The 18,014-nt window shown below is 60.8% G+C and carries 19 protein-coding genes and 1 pseudogene; 5 read left to right on the top strand and 15 right to left on the bottom strand.

The genetic code is table 11. The annotated features are described in order from the left end of the window. The 8 genes and pseudogenes from ubiB to ABY948_RS05350 all read right to left on the bottom strand — a co-directional run. Positions 1-1,221, bottom strand: a 1,221-nt coding sequence (gene ubiB / locus ABY948_RS05385) for a 2-polyprenylphenol 6-hydroxylase (protein ID WP_461481489.1), incomplete at its 3' end; no start/stop codon positions are given. Beyond that, positions 1,221-1,883, bottom strand: coding sequence for a ubiquinone biosynthesis accessory factor UbiJ (locus ABY948_RS05380; protein WP_461481488.1), 663 nt, complete (start codon positions 1,881-1,883; stop codon positions 1,221-1,223). The genes ubiB and ABY948_RS05380, both read right to left, overlap by 1 nt. Continuing rightward, the gene (gene ubiE, locus ABY948_RS05375) at positions 1,883-2,632 is read right to left on the bottom strand and encodes a bifunctional demethylmenaquinone methyltransferase/2-methoxy-6-polyprenyl-1,4-benzoquinol methylase UbiE (protein ID WP_461481487.1); all 750 of its coding nucleotides are present in this window, start codon (positions 2,630-2,632) and stop codon (positions 1,883-1,885) included. Before ubiE ends, ABY948_RS05380 begins: the two co-directional genes overlap by 1 nt. Before the next feature lie 120 nt (positions 2,633-2,752). Continuing rightward, entirely contained in the window at positions 2,753-4,462 is a 1,710-nt protein-coding gene (olsF, locus tag ABY948_RS05370) for a bifunctional ornithine lipid synthase OlsF (RefSeq protein ID WP_461481486.1), read from the bottom strand. A gap of 118 nt (positions 4,463-4,580) precedes the next feature. Further along, positions 4,581-5,178: pseudogene (locus ABY948_RS05365) on the bottom strand (diguanylate cyclase domain-containing protein). A 410-nt stretch (positions 5,179-5,588) separates the two neighbouring features. After that, positions 5,589-5,717, bottom strand: a complete 129-nt coding sequence (locus tag ABY948_RS05360) for a hypothetical protein (protein WP_461481485.1) — start codon at positions 5,715-5,717, stop codon at positions 5,589-5,591. Further along, complete coding sequence (locus ABY948_RS05355; protein WP_461481484.1) at positions 5,710-7,317, bottom strand: HAD-IC family P-type ATPase; 1,608 nt, start codon at positions 7,315-7,317, stop codon at positions 5,710-5,712. Before ABY948_RS05355 ends, ABY948_RS05360 begins: the two co-directional genes overlap by 8 nt. Next, positions 7,214-7,678, bottom strand: coding sequence for a cation-transporting P-type ATPase (locus tag ABY948_RS05350; RefSeq protein WP_461481483.1), 465 nt, complete (start codon positions 7,676-7,678; stop codon positions 7,214-7,216). Before ABY948_RS05350 ends, ABY948_RS05355 begins: the two co-directional genes overlap by 104 nt. 302 nt (positions 7,679-7,980) lie before the next feature. Between ABY948_RS05350 and ABY948_RS05345 the strand changes: the two genes are divergently transcribed. Together ABY948_RS05345 and ABY948_RS05340 are read left to right on the top strand one after the other, a co-directional pair. Next, positions 7,981-8,397 (top strand): CBS domain-containing protein, encoded by a 417-nt coding sequence (locus ABY948_RS05345; protein WP_461481482.1) that lies wholly within the window; start codon positions 7,981-7,983, stop codon positions 8,395-8,397. Between the two features lie 142 nt (positions 8,398-8,539). After that, positions 8,540-9,805 (top strand): acetyl-CoA hydrolase/transferase family protein, encoded by a 1,266-nt coding sequence (locus ABY948_RS05340; RefSeq protein WP_461481481.1) that lies wholly within the window; start codon positions 8,540-8,542, stop codon positions 9,803-9,805. A gap of 18 nt (positions 9,806-9,823) precedes the next feature. On the opposite strand, the gene ABY948_RS05335 is transcribed toward ABY948_RS05340, so the two are convergent. The 7 genes from ABY948_RS05335 to htpX form a co-directional block, all read right to left on the bottom strand. After that, positions 9,824-10,525, bottom strand: a complete 702-nt coding sequence (locus ABY948_RS05335; RefSeq protein WP_461481480.1) for a DUF3047 domain-containing protein — start codon at positions 10,523-10,525, stop codon at positions 9,824-9,826. Then, positions 10,522-11,952, bottom strand: a complete 1,431-nt coding sequence (locus tag ABY948_RS05330; RefSeq protein WP_461481479.1) for a hypothetical protein — start codon at positions 11,950-11,952, stop codon at positions 10,522-10,524. Before ABY948_RS05330 ends, ABY948_RS05335 begins: the two co-directional genes overlap by 4 nt. A gap of 266 nt (positions 11,953-12,218) precedes the next feature. Then, positions 12,219-12,620: a gamma-butyrobetaine hydroxylase family protein gene (locus ABY948_RS05325; protein ID WP_461481478.1), complete on the bottom strand. Its 402-nt coding sequence runs from the start codon at positions 12,618-12,620 to the stop codon at positions 12,219-12,221. 87 nt (positions 12,621-12,707) lie between these two features. Further along, positions 12,708-14,033 (bottom strand): ATP-dependent protease ATPase subunit HslU, encoded by a 1,326-nt coding sequence (gene hslU / locus ABY948_RS05320; protein ID WP_461481477.1) that lies wholly within the window; start codon positions 14,031-14,033, stop codon positions 12,708-12,710. A gap of 105 nt (positions 14,034-14,138) precedes the next feature. After that, on the bottom strand, positions 14,139-14,678 hold the full coding sequence (gene hslV / locus ABY948_RS05315) for an ATP-dependent protease subunit HslV (protein WP_461481476.1): 540 nt from the start codon (positions 14,676-14,678) through the stop codon (positions 14,139-14,141). Positions 14,679-14,780: 102 nt separating this feature from the next. Continuing rightward, positions 14,781-15,113 carry a Rieske (2Fe-2S) protein gene (locus tag ABY948_RS05310; RefSeq protein WP_461481475.1) on the bottom strand — a complete coding sequence of 111 codons (333 nt, stop codon included), beginning with the start codon at positions 15,111-15,113 and terminating at the stop codon, positions 14,781-14,783. Next, positions 15,106-15,999 (bottom strand): protease HtpX, encoded by an 894-nt coding sequence (gene htpX, locus ABY948_RS05305; protein WP_461481474.1) that lies wholly within the window; start codon positions 15,997-15,999, stop codon positions 15,106-15,108. Before htpX ends, ABY948_RS05310 begins: the two co-directional genes overlap by 8 nt. A 68-nt stretch (positions 16,000-16,067) precedes the next feature. Here htpX and ABY948_RS05300 point away from each other — a divergent pair, with 68 nt between their 5' ends. The 3 genes from ABY948_RS05300 to ABY948_RS05290 all read left to right on the top strand — a co-directional run. After that, positions 16,068-16,994 (top strand): cation diffusion facilitator family transporter, encoded by a 927-nt coding sequence (locus ABY948_RS05300; RefSeq protein ID WP_461481473.1) that lies wholly within the window; start codon positions 16,068-16,070, stop codon positions 16,992-16,994. 13 nt (positions 16,995-17,007) lie between these two features. Continuing rightward, complete coding sequence (locus tag ABY948_RS05295) at positions 17,008-17,466, top strand: LEA/WHy family protein (RefSeq protein ID WP_461481472.1); 459 nt, start codon at positions 17,008-17,010, stop codon at positions 17,464-17,466. A 23-nt stretch (positions 17,467-17,489) separates the two neighbouring features. Next, the coding region (locus ABY948_RS05290) for a YiiX/YebB-like N1pC/P60 family cysteine hydrolase (protein WP_461481471.1) at positions 17,490-18,014 on the top strand (525 nt) is incomplete at its 3' end.

Here is an 18,014-nt window from a genome sequence, read left to right as displayed (position 1 = left end):
TTCAATATTGAGCAGGGTTTTTTGCAGCAATACCAGTGACGGCTGCACTTCCATGTCGAAGCGGCGGGCGGTGCGGAACAGGCTGACCAGCAACTGCCCGAAGGAAATTTCCCGCAGCGGCCGCTCGAAAATGGGTTCGCAGACGGTGCGGATGGCGGCGGTGAACTCGCCGATATTGGTGCCTTCCGGCACCCAGCCGGACAGCACGTGCAGCTCGGCCACCTGCTGGTAGTCGCGGCGGAAGATCGCCAGCAGGTTGCGCGCCAGGTAGTACTGGTCGGCCTCGGTGAGGGTGCCCATAATGGCGCAGTCCACCGCCAGGTATTTCGGCTGCTGGGGGTTGGACGGGTCCACGAAGATGTTGCCGGGGTGCATGTCGGCGTGGAAAAAATTGTGCTCGAACACCTGGGTGAAGAAGATTTCCACTCCCCGTTCCGCCAGCACCTTGAAGTTGGTGTTGTGCTGCTGCAGGGTGGCCACATCGGTGACGGGCACGGCGTAGATGCGCTCCATCACCAGTACTTTTTCATTGGTGTGGGACCAGAACACCTCCGGCACGTAGAGCAGCGGGGAGCGGTCAAAATTGCGCCGCAACAGCGAGGCGTTGGCGCCTTCCCGCTGCAGGTTCAATTCGTCAAAAATGGTGTTGCGGTAGTCGCCGACCACTTCACCGAGGCGCATGCGGCGACCGTCAACGGTGTTGGCTTCAAGCCAGCGGGCGATGGTGAACAGCAGCCTGATGTCCTGCTCGATGATCTTTTCAATGCCGGGGCGGATGGCTTTTACCACCACCTCCCTGCCGTTCGGTAGCACCGCGGCATGCACCTGGGCCACCGAGGCGGAAGCCAGCGGCTCCCGGTCAAATTGCAGGAACAGGTTGTCGATGCTGTCCCCCAGTGCCGCCTCGACGATGGCGACGAAGTGGGCCTTGTCGAAGGGGGGGACATCGTCCTGGAGTTTGTCCAGTTCCCGGCAGATATCGGCGGGAATCAGGTCCGGTCGGGTGGAGAGCAGTTGACCAAATTTGATAAAGATCGGGCCCAGGTCTTCCAGGGCGCGCCGCAGGCGTTCCCCGCGTGGCAGCTTGGGGGCCGGCAACAGGCGATTGCCCGCCAGCAGCAGGCGCGCACTGCGCGGCAGCTTGTCCACATCGAAAAAGGTGTCGAGCCGGTAGCGGGTTACCGTGCGCAGGATGGTGGCGAGACGGCGAAGACGCGACATTAGGGCTGCCCGCCACTGCTCTGGTCGAGCACAATATTCAGTTTATTGAGCCGCGCCGCCAGGCGGTCCACGTCCTCGCTGAGCAGTTTCACTTCACGGCTGAAATGCGCCACTTCATTGGCGCTGGGTGTCAGACGCACTTCCTCCTGGGTGAAGGCGGCGGCGGCACTGCCGGCGCGCTCGGCGGCCTGCTTTTGCCATTTTGATGCGCCGCGCAGGGATTCTCCCACCAGGTGGGCCGGCACGTCGCCAATCAGTTTTGCCAGGGCCGCTTCCCAGTCCACATCCAGGTTCTTGAGAATCTTGCGAATCTGCCGCAGCAGATCGTGGTCGCCGCGCACGTCCACGCCGGTGCCGTAGAAGGACACCCGGTCCTCCCCGTCCACGGCCAGGGCTGCCAGGGACAGGGCGGTGCCGCGCAGGCTGGTGTCTGCGGTGCCCTCGTAGCGGGACAGCAGGTTAATGGCCTGTTCGCTGTGAACGATGTAGAAGGTCAAGGGCGGCAGGGTGCACTCCACCGCCAGCACTTTGCCGGCCAGTTCGCCGATGGCGTTGCGGGTGGCGGGGTCGTATTCGAGGGCGCCGTTGATGGCGGATTCCACCGCCAACAGCGCAGAGCTGTGCAGGGCCAGCAGTGGATTGTTCTTCAGGAAATCAAACATCAGGGCTTGAAGCCCCGGTGCAGCGCGACAATACCACCGGTCATGTTGTGGTACTCGGTATTCACAAAACCCGCCTCATTCATCATGCCCTTGAGGGTTTCCTGGTCGGGATGCATACGAATGGATTCCGCCAGGTACTGGTAGCTCTCCGCATCGTTGGCCACCAGTTTGCCCATGCGCGGCAACAGGCTGAATGAGTAGAAGTCGTAGGCTTTTTCCAGCAAGCCGTTGGTCGGTTTGGAGAACTCCAGTACCAGCAGTCGGCCGCCGGGTTTCAATACCCGCAGCATGGCGCGCAGTGCCAGATCCTTGTCGGTGACGTTGCGCAGGCCGAAGGCGATGGTGATGCAGTCGAAGGTATTGTCGGGGAAGGGCAGGTACTGGGCATCGGCCTGGGCGTAGCGAATATTACTCGCCGCACCGCGGTCCATCAGTTTGTCCCTGCCGACCTTCAGCATGGAGTCGTTGATGTCTGCCAGCACCACATCACCACTGGGGCCTACCAGCCGGGAAAAATTGGCGGTCAGGTCGCCGGTGCCGCCGGCGATATCCAGTACCCGCTGGCCGACGCGCACGCCGGACAGCTCGATGGTGTAGCGTTTCCACAACCGATGGATGCCCCCGGACATCAGGTCATTCATCAGGTCGTATTTGCCGGCCACGGAGTGAAAGACATCCGCTACGCGGGCGGCTTTTTCCTGCACGGGAACGGTCTTGAAACCGAAATGAGTCGTCTTGTTGTCAGTCATTGCCCAACGCCGGATTGAGAAAGGCCGACATTGTACACCGACACCGGCGGGGTGTCCCTCGGGCGGGGTGGCATCAGGACATTTTACTGACGCATATCAAAATCCGTGACTCTCCGCAGGTCAGCCGATATAGCGTTCCCGCTTGGCGGGTTTCAGCCGTGCCAGGTCGACGATGATAAGTCCGTCCACACAGTTGGCAAATGCCGGGTCGATATTGAAGCCGACGAACTGCACCCCGCCCAGTTCACAGACTTCGGTGTACTGTTTGAACAGGGTGGGCACACTGAGGTTCATATGGGCCAGTTCACTCTTCAACTGGGTGAACTCCGCCTTCTGGTTTTCGCCCGGAAATTTTTGCGCCAGTTCGGCCAGTCGATCCTGGTTGATGCGGTAGGGCAATAGGGGGTTCGCCAGGTTTTGCAGGCTGGGGTAGTGACGGCTGTAGAAATACACCAGCATTTCCATGGCCCATTCGGGGTAGCTGTTGCTCAGGGTCACAGGGCCGAACAGGTAGCGGTACTGGGGGTTTTTGCGCAGGAAGGCGCCGATGCCGTACCACAGGTAATCGAGGCTGCGGCGGCCCCAGTATTTGGGTTGCACGAAGCTGCGGCCCAGCTCCAGGCCCCGCTCCAGGTAGGGTTTCATGGAGCGGGTGTAGTTGAACAGTTCCGCCGAGTAGAGGTGGCCCTGGCCCAGATTGTCCAGGCACACTGAAGCATCGCAAAAGCGGTAGGCCCCGGCGATTTCCAGCTCTGCCTCATCCCACAACAGCAGGTGGAAGTAGTGGTGGTCGTAACCGTCGATGTCGCGGCGGCTGCCGGTGCCTTCCCCCACCGCGCGGAAGGCGATCTCCCGCAGTCGGCCCACTTCCCGCATGATCAGCGAGTCCGGCTGGTAGCGGTACAGGTAAATCTGCTTGCCGTCAGCGGTGCTGCCGAGCAGTTCGCATTGTTTCACCGCTTCCCGCAACAGGGCGCGGTTTTCCGGGTGGGCGATGGCGCTGACGGTACTGAAAATGCCCTTCTTGTCCTGGCCGATACGGTACAGGTGGCGTTTGAACAGTTTGGTCTTTTCCCGCAGCGGCACATTGATGCGCTGGTAGCAGTCGTAGCTCACCGGTTCGCCGATGCGCACATCCACACAGTTGCGGGCCTGCTTGAACATTTCCCGTACCAGCAGCAGGGTGGAGAGCGGTTTGGCCAGCAGCGACACGCTGTAAAACAGCGCCGAGTTGCGGCCATCCACAAAGATCGGCAGCACCGGCGCCTTGCTGTTGATGGCCATGCGCAGGAAGCCGTTGCGCCACTCGCCATCGCGAATGCCCTGGGGTCCGAAACGGGATACCTCTCCGGCGGGGAAGATAATCACCGCCCCCTCCCTGTCCAGGTGTTCGCGGATGGCGGTCAGGTTCTGGCGGGTGGTGTTGCCGCCCATGTTGTCCACCGGCAGCAGCAGATTGTGCAGTGGCTTGATGGTGAACAGCAGTTCGTTGGCCACCACCTTGACGTCCGGGCGGGTCTCCCGCACCAGCTTCAGCAGTGCCAGGCCATCCAGGGAGCCGATCGGGTGATTGGCGATAATCACCACCCTGCCGTGGGCGGGGATGCGATGGCGCTCGTGATCGCGCACGGTGTAGCGGAAGTCGAAATAGTCCAGTACCTGCTCGACAAAATCAAAGCCACACAGGAAGGGGTAGTCCTGCTCAAACTGCTGGAAGCTCTGTTCGCGGAACAGCATGCGCAGCACCCGAATGATCGGGCGCACCAGCCTGGGGTGGCGCTGATAAAAACCGGGGTAGCGATCCTGGATAAAGTGTTCGACGTTCAGCATGGTTTGGGTTGCTCCTTGTACCCTCAGCCTATAACCGTTTTGTGACAACTTTTTGATCTTGTGATGTCAGTAATATGACAGCTTGGCGGCCTCGAACGAGTCCGACGGACAGCGGTTTTTATTGCTCGCAGAACACCGCGCGGCCCTTGCCGTTTTTCTTGGCCTGGTACATGGCGGTATCGGCTGAGCTGATCAGGCTGTCGATGGGGGTATCGGGGTTCAGGTCCAGGAAGCGGACGCCGACGCTGGCGCTGACTTGCAGTGTTCTGCCTTCAAACAGGTAGGGTTGATCGGTCACGTCGAGCAGGCGCGCGGCGACCAGCCGGGATGTCGTCAGTGCCTCATCCAGCAGTTTGCCGAGATTGCCGAGAATGACGATGAACTCATCCCCCCAGCCGACCGACAATGTCTTCCTTGCGAATGACCGATTCCAGCCGTCTGGCGACTTCAATCAGCATGGCATCACCGGTCTCGTGACCGTGGATGTCGTTGATCGGTTTAAAGCCGTCCAGGTCCATCACCATCACGGCGCCATACACTTTGTGGCGATGGCTGCTGGCGAGCATCTGTTCCAGGTGTTTGGTAATCAGGCGCCGGTTGGCTAGCCTGGTGAGCGGATCCAGGCAGGACAGGTGCTCAATCTGGTGGATGGCATCCTGGTGGGCGTTTACAAAGGGGCGAATGACCCAGAAGTATATGATCGGTATAGACAGCATAACCAGTGCAAAAGCGTCGAGGGCGGATTCCTGGAAGGTTGTCAGTTCCGGGGCCAGGCGGTCGAGCAGCGCCATGATGAAAAACTCTGCGCCGAGCACCACGCCGACGATACGTACGGTGACCTGTGCCGTGCTCGGTAGATTGAATTTTTTCTGGGCGGTCGGCATTGGATGGTTGTTTATATTCGCCCCCGGCGGGTCGATCACCCGATCATATTTGTTCAATTTTTGAATAACAACTCATCCCATCGAAATGGCGGCAAAAAGCGGCCATAACGGGACAAAATAAGTTGTCGTGCGTGCGACATCCCCCCCCCGTTAGTCCGATCTCAAGCCGAATCCGGCGGGTTGCGCTCTTGCTGCTAAACACCTTGCGCCCTGCCCGGCAAGGTTGAGCAGGGCAGTTGCAGTTAACGGCCGGCTATTTTCGCAAGACTGATGCGCAGCTGCTTTTCCGTTTCCGTGACGGCAAACAGGGCAACACCAATGGCGATGACGATCATGCCGTCCCGCAGTGACACGGCCTCGGTTTCAAACACCTTTTACAGTGCGGGCAGATAGGTGATGGCCAGTTGCGCGAGGCTCAGGGAAATAACGGCCAGCCACACCACCGGTGTGCCGCGCACGGCCTTCCAGGTCAGCGAGGTGCCGTAGAGGTTGCGAATAAAAAAACAGGTTGAAAATTTCCAGGAGCACCAGGGTATTCATGGCCAGGGTTCGCGCCATCTCGATAGAGTAACCGCGATCAATGGCATAGGCATAGATGCCGAACACCCCGCAGATGAACAGCCCCGAAATCAGGACAACCTGCCAGGCCCAGGTTTCGGTCAGCAGCGGTTCATTGCGGGGGCGAGGCGGACGATTCATGGTGCTTGCCTCGGTGGGTTCGAAGGCCAGGGCGATACCGAGGGTTATGGTGGTGACCAGATTGACCCAGAGAATCTGTACCGGTGTCACCGGCAGTGCCAGCCCCAGCAGCAGTGCCACCACGATGGTCATCGCCTCCCCCGAGCTGGTGGGCAGGGTCCAGCTGATGACCTTTTTGATATTGTCGTAGAGCGTGCGGCCCTCGCGCACCGCGGCAACGATGGAGGCGAAATTATCGTCGGCCAGCACCAGGTCGGCCGCCTCCTTGGCTGCCTCGCTGCCCTTTTTGCCCATGGCGATACCGGCATCCGCCCGTTTCAGTGCCGGTGCATCGTTGACGCCATCGCCGGTCATGGCCACCGTCATGCCATGGGATTGCAGCGCCATCACCAGGCGCAGTTTGTGCTCGGGACTGGTGCGGGCAAAAATGTCTGTTTCCAGGACCGCTGCGCCGAGACGGATATCGTCCATGCCATCGAGGTCCGTGCCGGTCAGCACCTTATCCGGATTGGACAGTCCGATCTGGTGGCCAATAGCACTGGCGGTGCCGGCGTGGTCGCCGGTAATCATCTTGACGCGGATACCGGCGAGGCGGCATTCCTGAATGGCGCTGATGGCTTCGGGGCGGAGCGGGTACATAAGTCCTACCATGCCGAGTAGTATGAGGCCGCTTTGTACATCGGCGTGAGTCAGCCCGGCGTGCTCTGTGGTGACCGGTTTGATGGCCAGTGCCAGTACCCGCAAATCCTGTTGTGCCAGTTGCTGAGCCCGCTGGTGGCAGGCGGTGGCGTCTAATGGTGTGTGGCGGCCATTGCGGCAACATTGTTCGCTGCACATATCGAGCAATTGCTCCGGTGCGCCTTTGACGAAAATACAGGCGCCGCCCCCCGGGGTATGGTGGAGGGTGGCCATAAAGCGGCTGCGCGCATCGAAGGGGATGACGTCGCTGCGCTGCCAGCGGTTATTTTCAAGCTGGCGATGGATGCCTGCCCTGGCGGCAAACGCCAGCAGTGCGCCCTCCATGGGATCGCCCAATACGGTGCATTCCTCTCCCTGCTCCTGCAGGGCCCCATCGTTGCAAAGTGCGGCGGCACGGCCCAGTTCCCGGAGTCCCGGGCAGTCGCGGCTATCCACGATGTTATTTCCCAGGCGGAACTCGCCGGTGCCGTTATAGCCCTGGCCGTCCACCGACAGAATGCTGTCTTCGAAGGCAACAGCCGTCACACTCATTTCGTTGCGGGTCAGGGTGCCGGTCTTGTCGGTACAAATCACCGAGACCGAGCCCAGGATTTCGATGGTTGGCAGCCTCCGGACAATGGCATTGCGCCTTGCCCTCCTGGATCACCCCGATCACGGCGTTGACCATGACCACCGCCAGAATCACCAGGGTGTCCACCAGGTGTCCGAGTACGGCGGTGACCAGTGCCGAGCCAAGCAACACATAGATCAGGAGGTTGTGGAACTGCAGTAACAGCCGCAGCAGCAGACTGCGTCCGGCCGGCTCGGGCAGGCAGTTGGGGCCGTATGTGGCCCTGCGCCGGCTGACCTCCTCCTCGGACAACCCGGCTGAGGTGGCCTCCAGTTTACCCAGAACAGTTGCTTGAGTTTGGTGGTGCCAGGTATTCACTGCCATGACAGCTGTTGCCTTGTTTGTTGACCGCACAGGGGGTCATACCGCCGACAGCCCCATCTTAACGATGGCCCGCAGCTCTGGCCAGATGCCAGGCAATTTGCCCGGAAAATGACCGCGACGAACCGTTTTGGCGCACGGTTGGCTAGGTGGGCGCCCCCGGTACCGAGGATTTAACAGGGGTGATCTGTCCATCTGGAAATGGCGTGGAAATTGCGTCCATCTCAGGAGAGTGAACCATTGAACGGCAGGACGTATCAGCGTCCCGTCTGCTTTTGTCCAGAGAAGACGATAGGAGCTCCGCCATGATGTCCGATTCCATCGCTGCATGGATGAACAAGGATTTTGCGGTCATTTATCCGGATATGCCGGTGGTCGAGGCGTCCGGCAAGTTGATCAAAAAAGAGATGCTGGGCGGCCCGGTCATCGATGCTGATGGCACCCTGCTGGGCTGGATTTCCGAACGGGAGTGCCTGCAAGTGGCCATTCAGGTGGTGTACCACAACCAGCGGGTGGCATCGGTTCGGGATATCATGCGCACCGATGTGCTCAGTGTCGGTGCCGATGAGGACCCGCTGCGGCTGGCCCAGCAGATGCTGCTGGCAAAGCCCAAGAGCTATCCGGTGGTGGACAAACAGCAGCGGGTGATCGGGGTGATCAGTCGCCGCCAGATACTGAAAATGCTCGACAACAAGCTGGCCGAGATGGTCAAGCGCAGTTAAATCAGCCCGCTGTTGTCACCCCGCCCGCCGTGACGGAACCATTATTTTGTCCACCGTCGGACAAACTTCATCCAAATGCCTTCCGGGTCGGTTAGCATTGCCCTGTTAAGGACAAAGCCCATTTTCCCGGAGGAGAGTTTTCATGGCTGAGATTTGCGCTACGGCTGACGCGGCACTTTCGTCGATCAAGTCATCGGATCGTATCTGGTGTCACTCCATGGCCGCCACCCCCTACAAGATGCTCGAGGCCCTGGCAGACCGGGCAATGGAGTTGAAGGATATCCAGTTGTTGCAACTGCATCTGGAGCACGCCGAGGCGGTGTGCCAGCCGCAACTGGAGGGGCGCCTGCGCAATCGCTGTTATTTCGTCAGTCACAGCACCCGCGAGCTGGTCAATCGGGGCAAGGCCGACTATGTGCCGATGTTTCTCTCCGAGATTCCCAAAATGCTGCGCAGCGGCAAACAGCCGTTGGACGTGGCGCTGATCCAGGTGTCGCCGCCGGATCGACACGGCAACTGTTCCCTGGGGGTATCGGTGGAGGCGACCCTGGCGGCCTGTGATGTGGCTAAAACCATTATCGCCCAGGTCAATCCGCAGATGCCGCGCACCCACGGCGATGCGGCCATCCCGTTTTCCGCCATTGATTTTGCCGTGGAAATTGACAGTGCCATTCCCGGCTTTGAGTCGGTGACCCCCGGCGAGATGCACCTGCGCATCGGCCGCCATGTGGCGGAACTGATCCGCGACGGCGATTGCCTGCAAATGGGCATTGGCGCTATTCCGGACGCGGTGCTCTCCCACCTTTCCGATCACCGCAGATTGGGCATTCACACCGAAATGTTTTCCAATGGCGTGTTGCCACTGATGGAATCCGGGGTGATCGACAACAGCAACAAGGTGATTCATCCGGGCAAAATTGTCACCGGCTTTGTGCTCGGCTCCCGGGCGCTGTACGACTTTGTGGACGACAACACCGAAGTGGTTTTCCTCGATATCGAATACGTCAACAACCCGGCGGTGATCCGCAAGAACCCGCGCATGATGTCCATCAACAGCGCAATCCAGGTGGACCTGAGCGGCCAGGTGTGCGCCGACTCCATCGGCGGCAAGGTGTACTCCGGTTTCGGTGGCCAGGTGGACTTTGTCACCGGTTCGCAACTGTCGGAGGGTGGTCGTTCGATCATTGCGTTGCCCGCCACGGCGTTGTCGGGCAAGCAGTCGCGCATCGTCAGCCACCTGGCGAACGGCGCCGGGGTGGTGACCTCCAGGGCACAGGTGGATTACGTGGTCACCGAGTTTGGCACCGCCCATCTGTACGGGGCCAGCTTGCGTGAACGGGCGGAGCGCCTGATCGCCATCGCCCACCCGGATTTCCGGGAGCAACTGGCCGCCGCCGCGACCTTTTAAGGGGGGCTGGGCCGGGGTCTAGCCGGGTTTGCCACAGCGCCCGTTGTGGCTGGAGGAAAACCAGATATCCCCGTACCAGGCACTGGCACTGAGGCCGCTGTTGTCGGCGTCGCTCATCAGCGCCACGGCAACCACCTTGCCCGCGTCGCCGCCGAACAGGTGCCGGTAATCGGCGAGTACATCGCGCGTCTCTGCCTGCCACAGGCCAAGCCCATCGCTGCCACCGCGCACGGCGATCATCTGCGAATTGGCCGTGAAAGCATTGGGCCAGCTGCTGCCCGGGAGCTGGTTGTTGGACCAGACATAATTGATGGCAAGGGTACGCCAGAAGCGCAAGCCACCGGAAAACACCACATATAACCGGGCGGGGTAGTCATCGCCCGCTCTACTGCGCTCATTCAGATCGCCGATGACTTGCGTGACTTTCCAGGACCAGTGCAGGCAGGGTGTCTGGACCAGGTCGATGGACACTTCCCGGAACAGCCCCGAGGCGCTGGCGTGGCTCTGGGCGTACAGCGCCTGCGTAGTGCCATCTGAGCGCAACTGATAGCGAGTCTGGCCCTCGAAGACCTTGGGCTGCCAGCCATCCAGTTCGCCCTCGGAAAACCGCGCCACCTCGATAATCCTGTGCTCCGCAACCGCCTCGGGCGGGAGCCGCACAGCGGCTGCCAGCAATACCGCTATGGCCAGTCGAAACCGGGCTTGGGAAATGTCCATCATGGCGGTGGCACCGGTTTAAACAGGGATTCTATCAAGCGGGGGTCGTCAAAGTGGCGGCGGCCCACAAACGCCACCGCGTGGCGCCCCCACTGGCGCATGGCGCCGGCCGAGCGTATGCCCATCGGCCACAGCAGCAGGCGCTCGGGCCGCTGGCTGCCGCGTACCAGGCCGTGTCGGCCGAACAGGCTGCGATGCCCGTTCGCGGTGGGCAGGGCGCGCAGCAGGTCGTAGTCCGCCAGCGCCAGGGGTCGGCTCGGTTGCGCCCCGGAATCCCGGTAGACCCGCTGGATAAAATGGCGCCGACTCTCGAGTCTGACCACCAGTGGTGGCATTGGCGCGGGTTGGGGTACCAGGGGTGGGTCAGCGCCGTTGCGCCCATCCCGTCGCTGCAGTTTGGCGGTGGGAAAGAATTGATGGTAGCAGCCGCAATTGTGCATGCTGTCGTACAGCCAGGGCTCGCCGTCTGGACCTAGGGTGACGCGCCAGGTCAGCCCGTCTACCTGTCCGGCATAGATGTCCCCGCCCGGGCGCGACCTGAACCAGATGATGTAGTTGAGCTGCAGCAGTACCTGGTCCTCAAAACGGCTATAGGACAGCAGCTGATACTGGGTTGCCTTGGTGGTGTCGATAACCGGGCCGCTGCGCCACTGGGCTGAACCGATCAGGTCATTGTGATCGACCACATCAATTTCCCAGATTGGCGCGTGGCGGCGGAATAACTGCTGCAGTTGCACCTCGTCCAGCTGGGGAATGCCCAGGGCATCCGGTACAGGCTCTGTGATCTCGGTGAGATTGGTCACCGGGTTTCCCCAGCGCATCAATTCTCCCCTCACCGGCAGTTCCGCCAGGGGCCGGCTGAATCGCTGCCGGGTGTCGCGGTGCCAGTGGTTAATGCCGATGGCCACCAGTTTTGATGACAGCGGGTAGAGACCGGCGACGCGCAGCGCGGTGACATAGTCGTCCTGCACCACCGCCCGTTGCCGCAGCAGCTCGATCTGGGGCGGCTGTTGCAGCAGGTTGGCGACCAGTGTTGTTCGGCACTGGTCCAGCTGTGTCGCCAAGGTTTCAGGTTTTCCGAGATTTTTAAGTTCCAGCCTTCTGGCACTGGCATCCAGTGCCGCCATCCGACCAACCCAGTCGGTCAGTTGGGTGGTATTCAGTGGCTCATGCCTGAAAGAGGACAGAAAGCGGTCGACCCGCAGGTAAGGAAAGCCGGGAACCGGGCGGGGTCCCTGGTCCCGCATCTCAGCACGGGCAATCGCTTTGTCAGAAGCGATAAACAGGTATTGGCAGTCAGACAGTGGTCCAAGGGGGAGTGTTTGCGGAGCCGGGCCGGTAGCGCAGGCACCCAGAGCCAGGGCGATCAGTATGACAGTCGCGCTGTCGATGTACTGCCGGACTCTCGAGGTAACTGACCGCTGCTGCATGGCATATGGGTGGATAGTGAGGACCCCTGTCAACGCTTTACTGACAGTGTAGAACGCGGGGTGCCCTGCAGCGCCTCCGGCTGGGCGGCAGAGTGGATGAGGCCCAAGGGGAAGCGGGTTCGGCAGGAAACCCTGATAGCACTCCCGATGGCGTCATCGGAAGCGCCCTTTTCAGGGTTGATGTGAGGTAAATTGCCGATAGTGGTCAGAACACACTGGACCTGTCGGGGGTGTCAGCACAGCCTTTGTCGGGCTGTGCTGACAGGCTATTTATTGTGGGGCGATGAATCCGGGTCCACCAGCTTGACGGCGCAAATATCCGCTTCCCGAAATTTACCCGCCGCGGACAGGGCGTCCAGGTAACGCTGCCAGTACTGCGGGTGGTTGGCCGCCAGTTCGCGCAGGTAGTCCCAGCTGTAGATACCGCTGTCGTGCCCGTCGCTGAAGGTTATTTGCAGGGCGTAGTTGCCCGCGCTTTTCACGGCAGTGACGCGGACGCCTTTCTTGCCGAATTGCAGTACTTCCTGACCCTTGCCGTGGCCGCGCACTTCGGCACTGGGTGAGTGAACCCGCAGGTATTCAGCGCTGTAGGTAAAACACTCGCCGTTGGCATATTCCAGGGTCAGGCTGCCGTCTTCGCGGTGCAGTTTGATCTTGCTTGGCGTCATGGGAAGGTCTCGGGGGGCATGCCACAGTGTAACCGCTAAAGAGCCCGGGCACTGTGCCCGGGTTCGGTGAAAGCCAGCGGTCGCCGGTCAGAGAATAAACCGCGACAGATCCTCGTTGTGGGAGATTTCACTGAGGTGCCGGTCGACATACGCGGCATCGATATTGACCACTTCCCCCTTGGCGCCCAGGTCGGCAGCTTCAAAGGAGATCTCTTCCAGCAGTCGCTCCATGATGGTGTGCAGGCGCCGGGCACCGATGTTTTCGGTGCGTTCGTTCACCTCGAAGGCTGTTTCGGCGATCCGTTTCACCCCGTCGGGCAGGAAATTGACGGTGAGCTGTTCGGTGGCCAGCAGCTCCCGGTACTGCTCGGTGAGGGAGGCGTTCGGTTCGGTGAGGATGCGCTCGAAGTCCTCGCTGCTGAGTGAACCCAACTCCACGCGAATGGGCAGGCGGCCCTGCAATTCCGGGATCAGATCCGAGGGCTTGGAGAAGTGAAAGGCCCCGGAGGCAATAAACAGAATGTGATCGGTCTTGATCATGCCGTACTTGGTGGAGACGGTACTGCCTTCGATCAATGGCAGCAGGTCCCGCTGCACCCCTTCCCGCGAGACATCGGCACCGGAGGTCTCGCCGCGCTTGGCCACTTTGTCGATCTCGTCGATAAAGACGATGCCGTTCTGTTCGGCCACCTCCACGGCGCGAACTTTCAGCTCCTCTTCGTTAATCAGCCGGGCGGCCTGTTCCTCGGTGAGCTGTTTCATGGCCTGGGCCACGGTCATTTTCTTGCGGCTGGTTTTGTCCTTGCCCAGGTTGGAAAACATGCTTTGCAACTGGTTGGTCATTTCCTCCATGCCCGGAGGCGCCATGATCTCCACACCCATGGGGGTGGAGCGGATGTCGATCTCGATTTCCTTCTCATCCAGTTCGCCTTGGCGCAATTTTTTGCGAAACACCTGGCGGGTATGGGATTCGGACTCGGCGGGCTGATCGTCACGGGCCGGGGGCAACAGGGCGTCGAGGACTTTTTCCTCGGCGGCGTCCATGGCACGCTGCTGCACCTTGTGCATTTCGCGCTCGCGCAATTGCTTGACAGAGGTTTCCACCAGGTCGCGAATGATGGATTCCACATCCTTGCCCACATAGCCCACTTCGGTGAACTTGGTGGCTTCCACCTTGACGAACGGGGCATTGGCCAGCCGCGCCAGGCGGCGTGCAATCTCGGTTTTGCCGACCCCGGTGGGGCCGATCATCAGAATATTCTTCGGGGTGACCTCGTTGCGCAGCTCGGGCTGGAGCTGCATGCGGCGCCAGCGGTTGCGCAGGGCAATGGCCACGGCGCGCTTGGCGGCGTCCTGGCCAATAATGTGGCGGTCGAGTTCATGGACGATTTCGCGGGGGGTCATATTGGACATGATGTTGTCTCGTTGAGGCCGGTTGCCGGCGGGTGTCTCCATCCGGTCAGCCGGGTTAGTCATTGATTGACCGCAGTTTGGCGCCAGGACAGCCGGTCTGTTCGGTCAGTAATCCAGTTCTTCAATGGTGCGGTTGTGGTTGGTGTAGATGCAGATATCCCCTGCGATCTCCAGGCCTTTTTCCACAATCTGGCGGGCGTCGAGATCGGTGTTGTCCAGCAGCGCGCGGGCGGCGGATTGCGCGAAGGGGCCGCCGGAGCCGATGGCGATCAGGTCGTCTTCCGGCTGGATCACGTCGCCGTTGCCGGTGATGATCAGTGAGGCGTCCTTGTCGGCCACCGCCAGCAGGGCTTCCAGTTTGCGCAGCATGCGGTCGGAACGCCAGTCCTTGGCCAGCTCCACGGCGGCGCGGGTGAGGTTGCCGCGGTGTTGTTCCAGTTTTGCTTCAAAGCGTTCAAACAGGGTAAAGGCATCGGCGGTGCCGCCGGCGAAACCGGCGATGACCTGGTCGTTGTGCAGGCGGCGAACCTTGCGGGCATTGCCTTTCATGACGGTGTTGCCCATGGTCACCTGGCCGTCGCCGCCGATGACGACCTTGCCGTTGCGACGCACGGAGAGAATGGTTGTACCACGATATTGTTCCAAGGGAGTCTCCTGTGGATGTGTTCTTTGCTAGTGCCTGCCTGTGTAAATGGGGACGGCGGTCGAAAATTCAACAGTCAGGGCGCGATAGTTTTCAGGTTGTCTTCAATCGGCAGCGCGCAAAAACACACCGCCGTCGATCAGCTGGCAGGGCAGGATATCCAGTTGTTGCCCGCGGCAGGGGCCGTCGATGCAGTAGCCAATGTCCATCTCAAACAGGGCGCCGTGGCTGCTGCACTGGATGTATTGCCGGTGGTAGTCCAGAAAGCGGCCCGGCGTTAAGTTTAGTGGCAGGCCCAGGTGGGGGCAGCGGTTGCGATACAGGTACACCGCTTCGCCCCGGCGCACGGCGAAGCAGGCTGCGCCATCGATCTGCAGGTCAATGCCGCCGGGATCGGGAATGTCCTCCAGGCGGCAGAGGGCAGTGGCATCAGACACCCCGGCGCAGGGCCTCAATGCGCTCCTCGAGAGGGGGGTGGGACATAAACAGACGGGTGGCGTGTTCTTTCCAGCCGCTGGAAATACCGAAGGCGGTCAGGGTATCGGGCATCTGGTTGGGCACCTGGGCCTGGGTCTCCTCCTGCAGGCGCTGCAGGGCGGAGATCATGGCGCCGCGGCTGGCCAGGTGGGCGCCCGCCGCGTCGGCGCGGAATTCCCGCCAGCGGGAAAACCACATCACGATCATGGAGGCAAAAATACCCAATACCACCTGCAACAGCATGACAATCATGAAGTAGCCGATGCCGGAACCCCGTTCATTCTTGAACACGGCCTTGTCGATGATGGAACCGAGGATGCGGGCAAAGAACATCACAAAGGTGTTCAGTACCCCCTGCACCAGTGACAGGGTGATCATGTCGCCGTTGGCGACGTGGCCGATCTCGTGGGCCAGCACGGCGCGGGCCTCCTCCCGGTCAAAGCGGTGCAGCAATCCGGCACTCACCGCCACCAGGGCGTTGTTTTTGTTCCAGCCGGTGGCAAAGGCATTGGATTGCTGGGCGGGGAAAATACCCACCTCCGGCATGCCGATGCCGGCCTTCCTGGACAGGTCGCCGACGGTTTCCACCAGCCATTTTTCATCCGGGGTGCGCGGCTGCTGGATCAGCTGGGTACCGGTGCTCATCTTCGCCATCCACTTGGATATCATCAGGGAGAAGAAGGAGCCAAAGAAGCCGAACATGCCGCACATGAGCAACAGTCCGCCCAGGTTGGTGTGAATGCCCTGGGAGGCCAGGTAGTGCTCCAGCCCCAGCACCCGAAAGACAATGCTGAACAGCACCAGAATGGCGATGTTGGTGGCCAAAAATAAACCGATTCTTAACACGCTAACTCTCCTCGCTATGGTGTCGCCGATTGGCACCCTATAAGATGCGGGTTCTTGAAAAAAATTCAATGGCACGGGGGTGCCTTTTGTCCGGCGGCGCCGATTCTAGCAAATCTGTTGTCTACGCACTCATAGCCAATAGCGCGATCGCCCTGGCCAAGGGGGCCGCCGCGGCCTATACCCTTTCCGGCGCCATGCTGGCGGAGGCGATCCACTCCCTGGCCGATACCGGCAATCAGTTGTTGCTGCTGTTGGGGCTGCGCCGTGCCAAACGCCCGCCCACGCCCGACTACCCCCTCGGTTACGGCAAGGAAATTTATTTCTGGTCGTTTATTGTGGCCCTGTTGTTGTTTTCGGTGGGCGGGGTGTTTTCCCTCTACGAGGGCTGGCACAAGTTGCACGATCCACAGCCGCTCAATGCCCCCTGGGTGGCGATCGCCGTGCTGGCGTTTGCCGTGGTGGCGGAGGGGTTGTCACTGGCCGGTTGCCTGCGGGAAATCAACAAGGTGCGCCAGGGTAGAAGTCTGTGGCGCTGGTTTCGGGAAACCCGCCACAGTGAGCTGCTGGTGGTGTTTGGCGAAGACCTGGCGGCATTGCTGGGGCTGTGCGTTGCACTGTTGGCGGTGCTGGTGACAATGGTGACCGGCAACCCGGTCTATGATGCTCTGGGCAGCATGGCCATTGGGGGGTTGTTGATTCTCGTCGCCATCCTGGTCGGTGCCGAGGTGAAGGCGCTGTTGGTGGGGCAGGGTGTCGAGCCGATGGTAAAACAGGCCATGGCGGACTTTTTGCGGCAACATCCAGAGGTGGATGTTGTCTTTAACCTGGTCACCCTGCAAATGGGTGAGGATGTGATGGTGGCGGTCAAGGCACGGATGGCGCCACAGGGTACGGATACGGCGTTGGTTGAAGCGATTAACCGGGTCGAAGCGGCGATGCGAAAGGCTTTTCCCCAGGTCACCTGGCTGTTTTTTGAGCCGGATAATAACGATTGAAGAGGATGCCTGGATGAAGGTGATGCATGCGCTGTGGTTGTTGGTAGCACTGGTGACGCTGTCCGGTTGCGCCCTGCTGGCCCCCGGACAGAAACCGGAAGTCCACCTGGTGAATGTCCAGCCCGGCTCCCGCGAGGGACTGGAGCAGTACTTTGTCATCACCCTGCTGGTGCTCAATCCCACCAGTTCCGAATTGAAAGTCTCCGGCATGTCCTACAACCTGAAGCTGCAGGGTGAGAAACTGATCAGCGGGGTGTGCGGCGGCTTGAATCCCATTCCTCCCTACGGCCAGTCCACCATCAAGGTGCCGGCGTCGGCCAACCTGATCAGCGGCCTGAAAATCATCGGCGCCTTTATGGAAAGCCGCAGTCAGTCGGTAGATTTTGAACTGGAGGCCAGGATTAGCCTGGGTTGGTGGCGTCTGCCCATCACCGTGGTGGAAGCGGGTTCCATCGATCTGGGCGAGCACTGATTGCGAACCGCAGCGAATCCCAGATGATACTCGAACGCATTGGCAGTTGGCTGGCGCGCAAGCTGGCGGAACCCCGGTACCTGAGTACCGTACCCAGTCGCCCGGATCAGTTGGCGGCGGCCATTCGGCCTGGTGACGTGTTGCTGGTGGAGGGGGTGAGCCGCTTCAGTTTGGCGATCAAGTACCTGACCCAGTCCACCTGGTCCCACGCGGCGCTCTATGTGGGCAGCTGCCAGGGGCAACCGGGGATGCTGGTGGAGGCGGATGTCCAGGAGGGTGTCAGACTGGTACCGCTCAGCCATTTTGCCCACCTGCACACCCGTATCTGCCGGCCCGTGAAACTCCACCGGGACGAACTCGATGAGCTGATTCGCTACGCCACGGAGCGGGTCGGCCACCGCTACGACCTGAAGAACATACTAGACCTGATTCGCTACCTGCTGCCGGCGCCGCCGATACCGAACCGCTGGCGTCGCCGTATGCTGGCGTTGGGCAGCGGTGACCCCACCCGGGCGATCTGCTCCTCGCTGATCGCCCAGGCTTTTCAG

The organism is Porticoccus sp. (genome assembly GCF_041592135.1).
Lineage (GTDB): Bacteria > Pseudomonadota > Gammaproteobacteria > Pseudomonadales > Porticoccaceae > Porticoccus.
The sequence above is the reverse complement of the archived record's forward strand: the minus strand, read 5'-3'. Positions and strand labels throughout refer to the sequence as shown.

Bases quoted from the DNA above. Each gene is read 5' to 3' on its own strand.
- ABY948_RS05380 (WP_461481488.1), bottom strand. From the start codon at position 1,883: ATGTTTGATTTCCTGAAGAACAATCCACTGCTGGCCCTGCACAGCTCT.
- ubiE (WP_461481487.1), bottom strand. From the start codon at position 2,632: ATGACTGACAACAAGACGACTCATTTCGGTTTCAAGACCGTTCCCGTG.
- olsF (WP_461481486.1), bottom strand. From the start codon at position 4,462: ATGCTGAACGTCGAACACTTTATCCAGGATCGCTACCCCGGTTTTTAT.
- ABY948_RS05350 (WP_461481483.1), bottom strand. From the start codon at position 7,678: ATGGCAGTGAATACCTGGCACCACCAAACTCAAGCAACTGTTCTGGGT.
- ABY948_RS05345 (WP_461481482.1), top strand. From the start codon at position 7,981: ATGATGTCCGATTCCATCGCTGCATGGATGAACAAGGATTTTGCGGTC.
- ABY948_RS05340 (WP_461481481.1), top strand. From the start codon at position 8,540: ATGGCTGAGATTTGCGCTACGGCTGACGCGGCACTTTCGTCGATCAAG.
- ABY948_RS05335 (WP_461481480.1), bottom strand. From the start codon at position 10,525: ATGATGGACATTTCCCAAGCCCGGTTTCGACTGGCCATAGCGGTATTG.
- ABY948_RS05330 (WP_461481479.1), bottom strand. From the start codon at position 11,952: ATGCAGCAGCGGTCAGTTACCTCGAGAGTCCGGCAGTACATCGACAGC.
- ABY948_RS05325 (WP_461481478.1), bottom strand. From the start codon at position 12,620: ATGACGCCAAGCAAGATCAAACTGCACCGCGAAGACGGCAGCCTGACC.
- hslU (WP_461481477.1), bottom strand. From the start codon at position 14,033: ATGTCCAATATGACCCCCCGCGAAATCGTCCATGAACTCGACCGCCAC.
- ABY948_RS05300 (WP_461481473.1), top strand. From the start codon at position 16,068: ATGGCACGGGGGTGCCTTTTGTCCGGCGGCGCCGATTCTAGCAAATCT.
- ABY948_RS05295 (WP_461481472.1), top strand. From the start codon at position 17,008: ATGAAGGTGATGCATGCGCTGTGGTTGTTGGTAGCACTGGTGACGCTG.